The 15,480-nt window shown below is 53.0% G+C and carries 12 protein-coding genes and 1 other annotated feature; of the genes, 11 read left to right on the top strand and 1 reads right to left on the bottom strand.

Going from position 1 to position 15,480, the window contains the following annotated elements:
* Positions 1–5: 5 nt before the first annotated feature.
* The 3 genes from hemL to WFK81_RS00580 all read left to right on the top strand — a co-directional run bounded on the left by hemL (position 6) and on the right by WFK81_RS00580 (position 3,833).
* Positions 6–1,307 carry a glutamate-1-semialdehyde 2,1-aminomutase gene (gene hemL / locus WFK81_RS00590; protein ID WP_336784529.1) on the top strand — a complete coding sequence of 434 codons (1,302 nt, stop codon included), beginning with the start codon at positions 6–8 and terminating at the stop codon, positions 1,305–1,307.
* A gap of 28 nt (positions 1,308–1,335) precedes the next feature.
* Positions 1,336–2,334, top strand: coding sequence for an RluA family pseudouridine synthase (locus WFK81_RS00585; RefSeq protein WP_336784528.1), 999 nt, complete (start codon positions 1,336–1,338; stop codon positions 2,332–2,334).
* Between the two features lie 107 nt (positions 2,335–2,441).
* On the top strand, positions 2,442–3,833 hold the full coding sequence (locus tag WFK81_RS00580) for a LysM peptidoglycan-binding domain-containing protein (RefSeq protein ID WP_336784527.1): 1,392 nt from the start codon (positions 2,442–2,444) through the stop codon (positions 3,831–3,833).
* A 50-nt stretch (positions 3,834–3,883) separates the two neighbouring features.
* Here WFK81_RS00580 and WFK81_RS00575 read toward each other — a convergent pair whose 3' ends face one another.
* Positions 3,884–4,483 carry a TetR/AcrR family transcriptional regulator gene (locus tag WFK81_RS00575; RefSeq protein WP_336784526.1) on the bottom strand — a complete coding sequence of 200 codons (600 nt, stop codon included), beginning with the start codon at positions 4,481–4,483 and terminating at the stop codon, positions 3,884–3,886.
* A 233-nt stretch (positions 4,484–4,716) separates the two neighbouring features.
* Between WFK81_RS00575 and WFK81_RS00570 the strand changes: the two genes are divergently transcribed.
* The 8 genes from WFK81_RS00570 to radC all read left to right on the top strand — a co-directional run bounded on the left by WFK81_RS00570 (position 4,717) and on the right by radC (position 15,451).
* Positions 4,717–6,219: an MDR family MFS transporter gene (locus WFK81_RS00570; RefSeq protein ID WP_336784525.1), complete on the top strand. Its 1,503-nt coding sequence runs from the start codon at positions 4,717–4,719 to the stop codon at positions 6,217–6,219.
* Between the two features lie 72 nt (positions 6,220–6,291).
* Positions 6,292–6,526: a binding site (T-box leader), on the top strand.
* A 91-nt stretch (positions 6,527–6,617) separates the two neighbouring features.
* A complete protein-coding gene (locus WFK81_RS00565; protein WP_336784524.1) occupies positions 6,618–9,269 on the top strand; it encodes a valine--tRNA ligase in 2,652 nt (883 codons plus the stop codon).
* A gap of 27 nt (positions 9,270–9,296) precedes the next feature.
* A complete protein-coding gene (locus tag WFK81_RS00560; protein ID WP_336784523.1) occupies positions 9,297–10,673 on the top strand; it encodes a bifunctional folylpolyglutamate synthase/dihydrofolate synthase in 1,377 nt (458 codons plus the stop codon).
* Between the two features lie 7 nt (positions 10,674–10,680).
* Positions 10,681–12,069 carry a UDP-N-acetylmuramate--L-alanine ligase gene (gene murC, locus WFK81_RS00555; RefSeq protein ID WP_336784522.1) on the top strand — a complete coding sequence of 463 codons (1,389 nt, stop codon included), beginning with the start codon at positions 10,681–10,683 and terminating at the stop codon, positions 12,067–12,069.
* 152 nt (positions 12,070–12,221) lie between these two features.
* Positions 12,222–13,706: an SPOR domain-containing protein gene (locus WFK81_RS00550; RefSeq protein WP_336784521.1), complete on the top strand. Its 1,485-nt coding sequence runs from the start codon at positions 12,222–12,224 to the stop codon at positions 13,704–13,706.
* 61 nt (positions 13,707–13,767) lie between these two features.
* Positions 13,768–14,010, top strand: coding sequence for a DUF4321 domain-containing protein (locus tag WFK81_RS00545; RefSeq protein ID WP_336784520.1), 243 nt, complete (start codon positions 13,768–13,770; stop codon positions 14,008–14,010).
* Positions 14,011–14,050: 40 nt separating this feature from the next.
* On the top strand, positions 14,051–14,677 hold the full coding sequence (locus WFK81_RS00540) for a Maf family protein (RefSeq protein WP_336784519.1): 627 nt from the start codon (positions 14,051–14,053) through the stop codon (positions 14,675–14,677).
* A gap of 87 nt (positions 14,678–14,764) precedes the next feature.
* Positions 14,765–15,451 carry a RadC family protein gene (radC, locus tag WFK81_RS00535; protein ID WP_336784518.1) on the top strand — a complete coding sequence of 229 codons (687 nt, stop codon included), beginning with the start codon at positions 14,765–14,767 and terminating at the stop codon, positions 15,449–15,451.
* Positions 15,452–15,480: the final 29 nt, after the last annotated feature.

Raw genomic sequence — 15,480 nt, 5'->3', positions numbered from 1 at the left:
GAGGGATGAGCAAATCGATTGGCAACAGACGGGATAACCGTTCGAGAGAGGCTTTCGCCCGTGCGAAGCAGGTGCTTCCCGGCGGTGTGAACAGCCCGGTGCGCGCATTCAAATCCGTAGGTCTAAACCCGGTTTATATGGATCATGGCAAAGGCAGCCGCGTATATGATATCGATGGCAACAGTTACATTGATTACGTGGGATCTTGGGGACCGCTCATCATGGGTCATGCCCATCCTGAAGTTATCGAAGCGATCAAGAAAACCGCGGAAAAAGGAACAAGCTTTGGTGCGCCAACCGAGCTGGAGACCTTAATGGCCGAGCTGGTCGTTGAACGCGTTCCGTCCGTTGATATCGTCCGTATGGTAAACTCCGGTACGGAAGCGACGATGAGTGCGCTTCGTCTTGCGCGCGGCTATACGAAACGAAGCAAAATTTTGAAATTCGAAGGCTCCTATCACGGACATGCCGACAGCCTGCTTATTAAAGCCGGTTCCGGCGTAGCTACGCTTGGCCTGCCGGACAGTCCCGGCGTACCGGAAGGCGTAGCCTCCCAAACGATTACCGTTCCATATAACGATCTGGAATCGGCCAAGCTTGCTTTCGAAAAGTTTGGCGAAGAAATTGCCTGCGTTATTGTCGAGCCTGTAGCGGGCAATATGGGGGTAGTCCCGCCGCTGCCGGGCTTCCTGCAGGGTCTCCGCGAACTTACGGAGCAATACGGAAGCCTGCTTATCTTTGACGAGGTCATGACCGGCTTCCGCGTCCATTACAACTGTGCGCAGGGACTGTATGGCGTTACGCCTGACTTAACATGCTTCGGCAAAGTCATCGGCGGCGGCCTGCCTGTCGGCGCCTACGGCGGCAAACGCGAGATCATGGAAATGATCGCGCCAAGCGGTCCAATCTATCAAGCCGGCACCTTGTCCGGCAACCCGCTTGCAATGGCAGCCGGCTATACAACGCTGAAGCTGCTGACGAAAGAAACTTACGAGCTGCTGGAACGTCAAGCCGTACGGCTTCAGCTCGGCTTTGAGAAAAATGCCGCTAAACATGGCATTGCAACAACGATTAACCGGGTCGGCTCGATGGTATGCCCGTTCTTCACCGATACGCATGTCATTAACTTCGAGACCGCCAAGACCTCTAATCTTGAACAATTCAGAGCGTACTTCTCTGCTATGCTTGATCTGGGCGTTAGCATTGCTCCTTCGCAGTTTGAAGGCATGTTTGTATCTGCCGTCCATTCGAACGAAGATATCGACGCGACGATTGCCGTCCATGATCAGGCGCTTGCAAGCTTATAAAATGCAGAACAGGAAGGTTTCGATATCCATGCATAAACGTCCTTATCGACGCGAGGGGCAATGGCTGTCGCTTCTGCCGGCGGATTTGGCCGGGGAGGCGGCAGGCAAGGATACGGCTTCCGGGCAGCAAACGGAGCAGCTTTCCATTCCGGAGGCCGGCAGTCACCCGCATCTTGTGCGGCAGTGGCTGCTGGCCTGTTCTTTATTTCCGGCCAAATGGATTAACCGTTTGTTCTCGGTAGGCGGTATCGGTTGGGAGGGAGAACGGATTCGCCTCCTAGCCTTCCCGCCGGTTGACCCTGTCTCGGATCCGCTATACCGCAAAGCTAAGAATAGCGGCCATTCCTTGACTGAATCCGCAGCGGAGGTCCTCTACGAGGATGATTTCTGCCTTGTCTTAAATAAGCCCGCGGGCATGCCGGTCCATGAATCCCATGCCGGACAGACCGGTACGCTGGATGAAGCGGCAGCGCGATGGCTGCTTAAGCAAGGCGATCCGCTGCCCGTGAGGCATATTCACCGACTGGATGACGATACTTCCGGTCCGGTGCTGTATTCGAAAAACGATCTTGCCCAATGGGTTCTGGATGAAGCCATGCGCGAGAAGCGGATTGACCGGCGTTATCTTGCCCTCGTTCAGGGAAGGGTGAAGAAGCCTTCCGGCACGGTTAATGCCCCAATCGGCAAAGACCGCCATCATTCTTCAAGACGACGCGTAACGCCTGGCGGCGATCCGGCTATCACTCACTATGAAACCGTTCGAACGTTTTCAGATGCTACGCTTGTCCGTTTGCAGCTGGAAACCGGCAGAACCCATCAAATTCGCGTGCATATGAGCCATCTCGGCCATCCGCTGATCGGCGACAAGCTGTACGGAGGAGATACGAGGCTGCTGCAGCATCAGGCGCTCCATGGCGAGCGGCTGCTTTTTCCTCATCCATGGAAGGGTGATCAAGTAGAAGCCGCCGCAGCCAAGCCCGAATGGCTTGCGAATCTTCTTGACAAGCTGGACGGACGGACAAATTGATAGTCATGCTCCTTATTTCCGCGCCATATAGATAGTAGTGAATGTAACTTTAGCCCAAGCTTTAGGCATTTGCTTTTCATTTATGGTATTGGGAGGGAGGATATCGCGTGACAGATCAATCCAAAGGCTTGCGATTTGATTTGTATGAGCGTATTCATTTGCCGGACGAGGTAGCGGCGATTGACGAACTGGAGGAAATTGAGCTAACCCCGCGTATTCAGGTGATTGAGCAGGGTGATCATGCGGTGCTGAAAGGGCAGCTGCTCTTGAACGGCGTATATCGCGGTCAATCGGACGGAGGCAGTCTGCAGACGCTGGAGCATTGGATTCCGGTCGAAATTACGCTGCCGCTTAACCGGGTATCCCGGCTCGACGACATATCGGTAGAAATTGATAATTTTGATGTGGATTTATTGTCCGCGCGGACGCTTAATGTGACCGGGGTATTATCGCTTAGAGGTATTCTGGTTGAACCGCTTCCGGATGCGGAAGAGGCATGGCGCGAGGAGCCGATAACAGTCGTCCATGAGCGCGAAGCTTCGAATGAAGAATCCGAATTCGAGGCATCGGCTCAATCGGACATTGAAGCCCAGCCTCAGGAAACCTGGCAGTCCGTAAGCCAGCAGCCTTATTTTACAGGCTTTGCAGGCCAGCTGCCTGGAACGAAAAGAGCTCAGGAAGATGAGTTTGAGGAAGAGGAAGAAAGCTTCGAAGCATTTGAGGAAGAGGAGCAGGAAGCAGAGATAGACGAAGCCGATGAAGCGGATGCTTCCGTTACGATCTCGGCTTCGCCGAGGGACAGCGGCTGGTCTGCTTCGCAGTGGTTCCAATCGAGCCAGCCGGCAAATCAACCGGTGAATCAGCCGGTGAATCAGCCGGTGAATCAACCGGAGGCCTCATTCTATCAGCCAACGGTTCCTCCTCAAGCGCCTCCTCCATCGCAGAGGGAGGATACTTACGTTTACGAGCAGGAGAGCGAAGAGGACTGGCAGGAAGAGTCGTTAGCCGAGCAGGCGGATGAACCAAACGAGGAGGCTTTTGCTTCCTTTGGCGGTGAGTCGGCCGTCGAAGCGGAATGGCAGGCTCAACCGGAGGCTCCTCGCGTGCCGGACAACGAGAAGCAGGAGATCCGGATAGGCGTCGGCAGCAAGCAGCCGGACAACAATCCGGAGCAGGCGCCAAATGTTGGTCTGATGACGCTGCTGCAGACGAGCAAGCGGGAGCAGGCTGCCCGCCAAGCGGCGGAAGAGGTTGCGGCCAAGCAGGCGGAACAGGCAAAAACCCGTTCATCCGGCGACGATATCGAGTGGAAGACCTTATTCCTCGGCAAGCAATCGGAGGAGAACGAATTCCGCAAAATCCGTGTCTGCATCGTTCAAAGAGATGAGACCCTGGAGTCGATTGCGGTCAGATACAGCTTGAATCCGCGCGAGATTCTGCTGTATAACGGCTTGAACGAATCTTCCGTTGCGGAAGGACAGCTGCTCTATATTCCATAATCAAAAAAAGCTCCTCTCTCAGCCTTCTCTTGGCTGACGGAGGAGCTTTTTTAAGCTTTGAACAGCGGATTCAGCATGGTCATGCAGAAATTGTCCGCAATCTGTTCGATCGAATAACCCAGCACCTTCGAATAATAGAGAAGAGATTCGGGAGCCATGGCACTGATCAGCATATGGGCCGTAAATTCGGGAACAAGCGCGATAACTTCGTCTTTGCGCTGCGCTTCCTGAAGGAGAGATAGAAATAGATTGTTTAATTTCAGGTAGTTTGGACTTTTATAAAAATCGATTTCATCCGGTTTGCACGTCTTGTTGACCTTGATCACGTTCAACCATTCCAGCTGATCATTCGAGAATACGATCAGGCGACGGAGAACGGCTGTCAATCTGTCCCGGACAGGTTTATCGGCGAGCGGCTCAAGCAGCCGGCGGATGTCCTCCATCAGATCCTCGAAGGTGTCATTCATCAGGTCCATGCATAGGTCGGATTTATTCGCATAACGTCTGTACAGCGTGCCTTGTCCAATTTGAATGGATTTAGCAATCTGGTGCATGCTGACGGCTTCAACGCCGTGTTCGGCAAAAAGGGACCTTGCGGCTTGCAAAATCATCTTGCTCACCTCTTGCGAGTCCTTCTTTTTATCGGTCATGCGCGCACCCTCCATTTCATGAAAAAATAATAAAGCGTGACTGTATTGACAAAGCGGACAATTGTCCGGTATCATACGTTAGCGGACAATTGTCCGCAGTCGTCTTACGCCTTACTCATTTTACTGCTGGATAGTTAACAGGTCAAGGCGTCGGCGGATTTGCAAATAGAGAGAGAGTAACTTGCTGCCAAGCAAGAATTACTTCAATATTTTTTAGGAGGAGAAAGAAATTCATGACTGAAGCAACAAACAACAGCTCCATGCCTATCAAATCCATTATGGTGCCGCTGCTTGCGATCATTGTGGGGATGTTCATGGTTATTCTTGACGGCACGGCGATGAATGTCGCGATTCCTAAGCTGCGTGAAGATTTCGGGGGAGCGAGCCTGTCGCTTATTCAGTGGACGGTAACCGGCTATGCCCTTGCGCAGGCTGCCGTTATTCCGCTTGCCGGATGGTTATCCGACCGTTTCGGCGCGAAGCAAATCTATCTGACCTCCATCGTTCTGTTTACAGTTGGTTCCGCGCTTTGCGCATTTGCGACAACCGCTGAACAATTGATTATTTTCCGTATTATTCAAGGCCTGGGCGGCGGTATGGTTGCCCCGATTGCAATGGCCTTTACTTACCGTTTAAGTCCTCCCGGCAAACAAGGTGCCGTTATGGGCATGATCGGTATTCCGATGCTTCTGGCGCCTGCTCTTGGACCCGTTCTTGCCGGCTGGCTGGTTGACTATGTAACGTGGCACTGGATCTTTATCATTAACATCCCCGTTGGCGTTGTGGCGGTTGTTCTTGGCCTTCGCACCTTGCCGGCTTTGGCCCGCCAAACGGTTCCGCAGCTTGACGTGCTTGGCATGATCTTCGCTCCGCTGGCTTTCGCCGGTCTTGCTTACGGCGTTAGCGAAGGCGGTACGGACTGGGGCTCCACGAAAACATTGACCGGCCTTATCGTAGGCGGCGTCTCGCTTATCATCTTTATTATCGTGGAATTGAACCGCAAACAGCCGCTTCTTGAGCTTCGCGTGTTCAAATCGTCGGATTTCTCCAAAGGGATTGTCGTTCAGTGGGTATCCCAAATTGCTCTCTTCGGCACATTGTTCCTGTTCCCGCTGTTCCTGCAGACAGCCAAAGGCTACTCTGCGCTTGATACCGGCTTGATCCTGCTTCCGCAGGCTTTGGCCGCAGCGGTCTTTATGCCGATTGGCGGCAAGCTGTTTGACAAGATTGGCGCTCGCCCGCTTGTCATGAGCGGTCTGGCCATCGTAACGATCGGAGCGTTCCTCTTGTCGAACATCTCGTCGGACGCAACGGTAGGCTCGTATATCTTGCCGCTGATTCTGCTTGGAGCGGGTATGGGTCTTTCGATGATGCCGCTGAATACGCATATTATTCAATCGGCTCCTCCCGAGCTGGTCAGCCGCGTAACATCGCTTACGAGCGCAGCCCAGCAGGTTATGACATCCTTTGCGGTAGCGGGACTTGCAACGATTCTGGCTAGACGCACCGAGCATTACATGGCTTCCGAAATGGCGGCTGGAGGCATTGCGAATCCTGCCGATATCACGCCTGTGATTGCTTCCCATGTGGCGTCTTCCTCTTACGGGGATACGTTCCTGATTCTTGCGATTATCGGTGTCGTTGGCACGCTGGTCGGGTTCCTGCTCTCGAAGCCGAAGCGCGCGGAAGGCGCAAACGCGGAAAAAGCCGAAATGCCAATGATGATGGGTCACTAATTAGGCGTAGACGCAAGTTGACTTTCGGGGACATCTTGGATAAAATATGCTATATCTGATTTTTTTCAACATATATTGACGTTGAAGGGGAAGAGTAAGCAGCCAAGCCTTCAGAGAGCGGGACTGTAACGCTGAAAGGTACCGCAGGAATTTACTGCTTCGCTTGTCGCCCCGGAGTTGCTTGAATGAAGCGGGTTCATCCGTTATTTCAGGCCGGCCGCAGCCGTTATCTGTTTGAGTGCCGTGCTTGCTTTTCTGGGGTGCGGAACAAAGGTGGTACCACGGAAGATAACCTTTCGTCCTTTGCTATAAGGGCGGAAGGTTTTTTTGTATTTCTATCCATGCAATGACAGGAATGGCAATGCTTGCGAAGTAAAATTTTTTAGGAGGATGTAAAGATGTCAGACAAGACAACGATGCCGACGACTTACGATCCGAAGGCAGCTGAGCAGAAATGGTACGACTTCTGGCAGCAGGGTCAATTTTTCAAGGCGGGCCAGCGCCCGGAAGCAAAGCCTTTTACGATCGTAATCCCGCCGCCAAACGTTACGGGGATGCTTCATATCGGGCATGCGCTCGATTTCACCCTTCAAGATATTATTATCCGCACCAAACGGATGCAGGGCTTTGACACGCTGTGGCTGCCTGGCACCGACCATGCGGGTATCGCTACTCAAACCAAGGTGGAACAGAAGCTGCGCGAGCAGGGGCTGAGCCGTTACGACCTTGGCCGCGAGAAATTCCTGGAGCAGGTTTGGGACTGGAAAGAGCTTTATGCGAACACCATTCGCGAGCAATGGGGCAAAATGGGACTGTCTCTGGACTATTCCCGCGAACGTTTTACATTGGACGAAGGTTTGTCCAAGGCGGTACGCGAAGTATTCGTCCGTTTGCACGAGAAGGGCCTTATCTACCGCGGCAAAAAGATTATCAACTGGGATCCGGCTGCCCGCACGGCTTTGTCCGATATTGAAGTAGAGTACAAAGAGCTGAACGGCCACCTGTACCATCTCCAGTATCCGCTCAAGAACGGTAGCGGTTATATTACCGTTGCTACAACGCGTCCGGAGACGATGCTTGGCGATACGGCCGTAGCGGTTCATCCGGAAGACGAGCGTTACAAGCATCTGATTGGACAGCTGATCGTACTGCCGGTCGTTGGACGCGAGATTCCGATTATTGCCGATGAATACGTTGAGAAGGATTTTGGATCCGGCGCGGTAAAAATTACGCCTGCGCATGACCCGAACGACTTCGAGGTTGGCCTGCGCCATGACCTGCCGCAAATCATCGTCATGGATGAGACGGGCACCATGAACGAGCATGCGGGTCCTTATCAAGGTCTCGACCGTGCGGACTGCCGCAAGAAGCTGGTCAAGGATCTGCAGGAGCAAGGCGTTTGCATCCGCATCGAGGACCACGTGCATCAGGTCGGTCACAGCGAGCGCAGCGGCGCGGTTGTTGAGCCGTACTTGTCGACGCAATGGTTCGTTGCGATGAAGCCGCTGGCTGAACGCGCAATCGAAGCGCAGAAATCCGGCAATGGCGTTAACTTCGTGCCGGACCGCTTCGAGAAAATTTATTTGAACTGGATCGAGAATGTCCGCGACTGGTGTATTTCACGCCAGCTGTGGTGGGGCCACCGCATTCCGGCATGGTACTGCGAATCCTGCGGCGAGATGCATGTTGCCCGCGAGGACGTAACCGCCTGCGCGGCTTGCAGCAGCACATCGCTCCGTCAAGATGAAGACGTTCTGGATACTTGGTTCAGCTCCGGGCTTTGGCCGTTCTCCACGCTCGGCTGGCCGGAGGAAACGGAAGACTTCAAACGTTACTACCCGACGGATGTTCTTGTAACGGGTTATGACATCGTTTATTTCTGGGTTGCGCGCATGATCTTTACGGCGCTTGAGTTCACGGATCAAATTCCGTTCAAGGACGTGCTGATGCACGGTCTCGTCCGCGACGCGGAAGGACGCAAAATGTCCAAATCGCTTGGCAACGGCGTTGACCCGCTTGACGTCATCGAGAACTACGGTGCCGATGCGATGCGTTACATGATCTCGACGGGCAGCACGCCGGGTCAGGATCTGCGCTTCCGGATCGAGAAGGTCGAGCAGGCCCGCAACTTCGCGAACAAGATTTGGAACGCATCCCGTTTCGCTCTGATGAACCTTGAAGGCTTCACGGCTTCCGATATCGATATCAAGAGCAATCTCGGTACAGCTGAGCGCTGGATTCTGCATCGCCTGAACGAAACGGTGCGCGAAGCTACCCGTCTGATCGACAGCTACGAGTTCGGCGAAACCGGCCGTATTTTGTACAACTTCATCTGGGATGATCTGTGCGACTGGTACATCGAATTTGCCAAGCTTAACCTGTACGGCACTGACGAGCAGGCAAAACGCGCGACGCAGTCGGTACTGGCTTACGTGCTTGACCGTACGCAGCGTCTGATTCATCCGTTTATGCCTTATATCAGCGAAGAAATCTGGCAGCATCTGCCGCATGAAGGCGAATCGATTACCGTAGCCGCTTGGCCGGTATACGACGAGGCTCTTGAAGCGCCGGAAGCGGTAAAAGAGATGGAGCTTCTCATGGACATTATCCGTGCGGTACGCAACGTTCGCGCGGAAGTGAATGTGCCGATGAGCAAGAAGGTTGAGCTGATGATCAAGCCTTCCGGCGAAGCCGAGGCGGCGATTGTCAGCCGCAACGAGGAATTTATCAGACGTTTCTGCGGCACTTCGTCGTTTGAGACCGGTCTTGGCCTGACCGCTCCGGATAAAGCCATGACGGCAATCGTAACCGGTGCGGAGCTTTACCTGCCTCTTGCGGGACTGATCGATATTTCGCAGGAGATCGCGCGTCTCGAGAAAGAGCTGGCAACGCTCAACTCCGAAGTGGAGCGCGTTGAGAAAAAGCTTGGCAACGAAGGCTTTGTTGCGAAGGCACCGGCCAAAGTCATTGAAGAAGAACGCGCCAAAATGGCAGACTACGCAAGCAAACGCGATAAGGTTCTTGCGCGCATCGAAGAGCTGCGCAGCTAATGATCTGATGGAAGAAGGACGTTTACGATGATCGAAAACGGAACAGAAACGGAACGAAGCGGCATGCTTCGTTCCTATAAGGAAGCGGTCGATTGGATCAACGGGCTTATTCCGTTTGGAATCCGCCCGGGTCTTGACCGCATTGAGCAGCTGCTGGAGCGCCTTAACAACCCGCACCGCAGGCTCAAATTTATTCACATTGCGGGTACGAACGGCAAAGGTTCGACCTGCGCGTACTTAACAAGCGTATTGATGAAATGCGGATACGATGTAGGGACGTTTACTTCGCCATATATTACGAAGTTCACGAACCGGTTTCAATATAACGGCAAGGATATTGAAGAAGAAACTCTTCTTCGTCTGGCCAATGTGCTTAAGCCGCATGTAGAAGAACTAGCAGAGACCGAGCTCGGCTCGCCTACGATGTTCGAAGTGTCTACGGCTCTTGCGATTTTGTTCTATGCGACCGTTACTTATCCGGATTACGTCGTTTGGGAAACGGGGCTCGGCGGCAGAATGGACGTTACGAATATCGTTACTCCCGTCATCTCCGTTATTACGAATGTCGGCCATGACCATATGGACCGGCTCGGCAACACGCTTGAGGCCGTAGCCTTCGAGAAAGCAGGCATCATTAAAGCCGGCGTTCCGGTAGTAAGCGCCGTGGATCAACCCGAAGTCGTTGAGGTTGTGAAGCGGACGGCCGCGGAAAAGAAGAGCACGCTGTATCTGTTAGGCGAGCAGTTCAACATTAAGGAACTGTCTAGCGAAGAGGATGAGCAAACCTTCCGTTTCGAAGGCATGTTCCGTGCTATAGAACCGCTCACGATTACGCTTAACGGCGCGCATCAGCGGACGAATGCCGCCGTTGCGGTTATGACGCTTGAAGTGCTTCGCCAATATTACGCTTTGATCGTAGAAGACGATGCGCTCGCAGAAGGGCTTCGCGAGGCGAAATGGCCGGGACGTCTCGAGATGGTATCCCGTTCTCCCCGCATTCTGATTGACGGCGCGCATAATCCGGAAGGCGCCGAATCGCTTGTGCAGGCGCTTCGCTCGACTTACCGGTACGACCGTCTTCATGTCATGATGGCGATGGTAGAGAATAAGAATCATCGGGATGTTCTAAAGCATATACTACCAATAGTGGATACGCTTATCGTGACCGAGCCTGATTTCCGCAGCAAGTATGACGCGGAACTTCTCGCCGATCTTGTCCGCGAAGTGAAGCCTGCGGAGTCTTCGTTTGAGCTTATCGTGGAGAAGGATTGGCGCGAAGGCCTCCGCAAATTGCAACAATTAACCGGGGAAACAGACCTTGGGGTTGTGACTGGTACGCTTTATTTGATAGGTGACGTTCGCTCCCGCATATTGTACAACTCGGATTCTGAAAAAGGTTGGTGAACCGTCTTTGAATACGGCAGAACATGTTCATTTCATCGGAATCGGCGGTTACGGCATGAGCGCAATCGCCCGCGTTATGCTCGAAATGGGATATAAAATTACCGGTTCCGATGTAGCCCGTCAGGAATTGACGGAGAAGCTTGCGGCGAAAGGCGCGCAAATCTATATCGGCCATGAGGCGGGGCATGTCAAGGGCGCAGACCTTGTCGTTTATTCGACTGCGCTCTCGAAAGACAATGTGGAACGGAAGGCGGCGGAGGAGCTTAATATTCCGGTGCTGCACCGTGCTCAAATGCTTGCGCGGCTCATGAATGCCGGCAAAGGCGTTGCCGTAGCCGGAGCGCATGGGAAGACGACTACTTCCTCCATGATCGCACTCGTTATGGAAAAGTGCGATGCCGATCCAACTTATATAATCGGCGGCGAGATCGTCAATGTGGGAACGAACGCAAAAGCTGGCAAAGGCGAATACGTCGTTGCGGAAGCGGATGAAAGCGATGGTTCATTCTTGCAGTATCACCCAAGCATTGCTATCGTAACGAATATTGAGCCTGACCATCTGGAGAACTACGACGGCGATTTCGGCAAGCTGAAAGCAGCTTATGTCAAATTCCTGTCCCAGGTGAAGACAGACGGCAAGGCAATTGTATGCGGGGACGACGAGACGATTACCGAGCTGCTTCCGAAGCTTGACGCGGACACAGCCGCGAAGCTGATTACTTACGGTATCGACAGCGATGCCGAGTATAAAGCGGAAAAAATCAGCCTCGGCGACCGCAAGGTATCGTTCGAAATGACGCATCGCGGGACATCGCTTGGCACCATCGAACTGTCCGTACCTGGCCGCCACAATGTGTACAATGCGATGGCAACGGTCATTACCTGCCTCGAAGCAGGACTGTCATTTGACAAAATTGCGGAAGCCATTCACGAATTCATCGGCGCAAAACGCCGGTTCCAGGTGCTTGGCGAAGTGAATGACATTCTGGTCATTGACGACTACGCGCATCATCCGACGGAAATTCAGGCAACGATAAGCGCAGCAAAAGCAACGGGCAAGCGTATTATTGCGGTATTCCAGCCTCAGCGCTACACGCGCACCTTCTTCCTGCTGGAGCAGTTCAGCCGGGCATTCCCGGAGGCGGATGAGGTTATCATTACGGATATCTATTCGCCGGCAGGCGAACAGCAGATTGAAGGGGTTCATTCCCGGAAGCTGGTTGAGATGATCAAGACCAACAGCAATGCCAACACGTTTTATATGCCGACAAAAGAAGAGGTGCTGGAGCATTTGACCGCTAAGGTTGTTCCGGGCGATCTTGTTATTACGATGGGTGCAGGCGATATTTGGAAAACGGCGGATGCGCTTGCGAGGACGCTGAAAGCGAAAGCATAAACCATAAATCAAGGATGGCGAAGAACGCCCTGAATACCTCGCGCGAGGTTTTTCGGGGCGTTTTTTTAGTGAGCGAGTCCGGCAAATCTATCATAATTCTCTATCGAATCTCATAGAGTAGCATTAGAAGAACGGGACAAGGAGAGAATGTCATGAACAAGAATAACCGGATCACTTACCGATTTGACCGCACTGGCCAGACGATAGAAGATAAAGGCCGTAAGGAAATTAGCGCTAAGCCTCAGCCAGCCCCGGAACGGGAACAGGGCAAGCCTTCGAATATTGTGCCTCTCTATGCCAAATCCGAATACGAGACTGCAGAAAGCCCATTTAGCCCCTGGATGAGTCCGTTTCAGGAGGATGTCGGCGCGTTAGAGGATCTGATTCGCGAGACGGAACCAAAGCCGGCTTCAGCCGCGGAGAAGAGGCCGGCAGCTGCCGCCGATGTGCCGGTAACAAAGCCAAGGCTTGTTCAGGAACCGGATGTTCCCGATTCGCAACCGGAGCCCGGACCATCAGCCAAGCAGCCGCAGCGTACCGCGCAGTGGCATCCCCGCCAAAAGGTACAGCCTTCCGTGTCATTGCCGGAGTCGATGACGCAGTCTGAACCAAAGTATGTTCAGGGGGAGCTGCATGGCGTACCTAAGCAGGCGGAATCCAATTCATGGGGCGAGCCGCAGCATTATCCGGAGCTGGAAGTGGATCTGGATTACGGCGTTCAGAAGGCCAATCGATGGTCAGGTCCGGTTTATAATTATTCCGCGCCTCCATCCTGGATTAAAGTATTTCTATCGGTAGCCGGAGCGCTCGCAACGGGTGCGTTGTTCGGCTATCTGCTGCTCTCCCTGTTTACCAATACGCCGGATCAGTCCGATTCCAATAATAAGCTGGCGAATCCCGTTAACGGATCCGTAACTAATCCCAGCGCATCGCCGGGAGGGGGAAAAACAAATACGAACGGCGGCACGTCCAGCCCGGCAACGAATCATTCGGCCGCCGGCCGCGTGAAGCTGGATATTCCGCTTCAATCGTATCAGCTGCTCCAATACGGAGTATTCAGCAATACGGAAGGCAGGGATGCTGCCATCAAGGAGCTGACGGATAAGGGGCTGGCTGCGGCGGAGCTGCGGACGGCTAACGATTACCGGGTATATGCCGGAATGGCGATAGACCGGGGACAGGCGCTCGCCCTCAGCAACGATCTCGGGGAAGATATTCCGGTCTATATCAAGCAGGTCGACGTTCAGGTGCCTCAGCAGTTCCCATTTGCCGGAGATGCCAAAGCGGCAACGGTATTTTTGAACAATACGATAGGCCTGATCAGCATGCTCGACGAGCTGGTATTAACGCAGCTGGAGCAGCCAAGCTTGTCGCCGCTCAGCTCTGCCGCAGCCGAGTCTTGGCAGACAGAGCATCAGAAGTGGACGGAAAGCGTCAAGGCGATGCAGGCAGGCGTAACGGATGAGTCCGGAAAGGCATTTCTCATAAAATTAATTCGATCTATGAATACGGCGGCCAAGTCGCTAGAGGAATACGATAAAAAGCCGTCGCAATCGCATTTGTGGGCTGTCCAGGATGCGCTGATGGATGCGGTATTGACGCAAAAAGAGTGGTATGAGTCCATCAACGCATTGTAAACGAAATCGAACCTAAGTATAATAGGGACAGGTGTCAATTAATGGCGAGAGGCGTTGAATAATGAAGAAAAACGGCTGGATTTTATTGCTTTTCCTCGTGCTGGGCTTAGTGGCCGGCGCACTCGTTGCGCGATGGCTGGAGCCGGTATCCGGAATCTCCTTTTTGACCAAAACAATCGATACAACCTGGTCTCCCGCCGTTGATCTGTATGTGCTCAGCCTGGATCTGAATGTACATGTTCAAATTAGTTTATTCAGCATTATTGGCGCTTTAGCCGCTATTTGGTTATATCGTAAACTGTAAACCGGCTTATCTGCCGGAAATGAAGGAGCAAGTGGTACTTTTGAGCAAGTATGAATCGACTAAACCGATCAGCCAGCTCGTGCTGGCATCGTCGTCACCGCGCCGGAAGGAACTGGTCGCATCGCTGGGCCTTTCCTTGCCGGTTTATATTTTGTCCTCGGATGCGGATGAATCGGTTCCTTCCGATTGGGCGCCTGCGCATATTGTCGAGCAGCTGGCTCTTCGCAAAGCGCATGCGACCGCAGCAATTCTGAAGGAACGCCGGGAAGAGAACCATTCTCTTGTAGTAGGAGCGGATACGATTGTTGTTGTGGACGGCCGGGTGCTCGGCAAGCCGAAGGACCGTGAAGATGCATTGTCCATGCTAAGAAGCCTTCAAGGGCGCGAGCATGAAGTTTATACCGGAGTGGCATGCGTGGTTGCGGAGACCGGTGCCGAGACTTCCGCGCATCGGATGACGAAGGTTTATATGAAGCCGATGCAAGATGAAGTGCTGAAGCGATATATCGCAACGGGCGAACCCGATGATAAAGCAGGTGCTTACGGAATTCAAGGACTTGGCGCAACGCTCGTCGAGAAGATTGACGGCTGTTATTTTAATGTCGTTGGCCTGCCGGTGTCCCTGTTGTCGGACATGCTTGCTCATTATGAAATTCAGGTTTTCTAGATTAACTTTTCATGAAGTGACCTTGATTTGGACATAACACCAAGTAATGCCATATCATTTCAACCGGAAGAAAAGGCAGGGACGGACATGGAGCAAGGCAATCTGTTACGAAATGTCCCCCATGAAGAGCGACCAAGAGAACGCATGATGCAATATGGGGCCGAAGCGCTTAGCCATACCGAATTGCTTGCGATTCTGCTGCGTACGGGTACGAAGCGGGAATCGGCCGTGCATTTGGCTGGTAAAATATTGAAGGAATGCGGAAGCTTGCGAAATTTGCTCGATATGAGCATGAGCGAGCTGACGGCAATAAAAGGCATCGGACCGGCAAAAGCCGTCCAGCTGCGGGCCGGAATCGAGCTTGGACGCCGTATCGTACGGAGCGGACAAGGCGAGATCGTGACGGTACGTAAACCGCAGGATGCTGCGAACTATGTGATGGAAGAGATGCGCTACCTGAAGAAGGAGCACTTCGTCTGCCTGTTTCTGAATACGAAGAACCATATTATTGCCCGGGAAACGTTATCGGTTGGTACGCTTAACGCGTCTCTTGTTCATCCAAGGGAAGTTTTTCGAGCGGCCGTAAAAGCCGGCAGTGCTTCAATTATTTGCGTTCATAATCATCCGAGCGGAGACCCTATGCCAAGCCCGGAAGACATCGCGTTAACGAAGCGGCTCGTGGAAGCCGGTGAACTAATGGGGATTGAAGTGCTGGACCATCTGGTCATCGGGGATGGAAGGTTTATCAGTTTGAAGGAACATGGCTACATGTAATATAATAAGTAGGATTGTCGCAATTAGAA

This window comes from Paenibacillus sp. MMO-177 (assembly GCF_037147795.1).
Taxonomy (GTDB): Bacteria; Bacillota; Bacilli; order Paenibacillales; family Paenibacillaceae; genus Pristimantibacillus.
The sequence above is the reverse complement of the archived record's forward strand: the minus strand, read 5'-3'. Positions and strand labels throughout refer to the sequence as shown.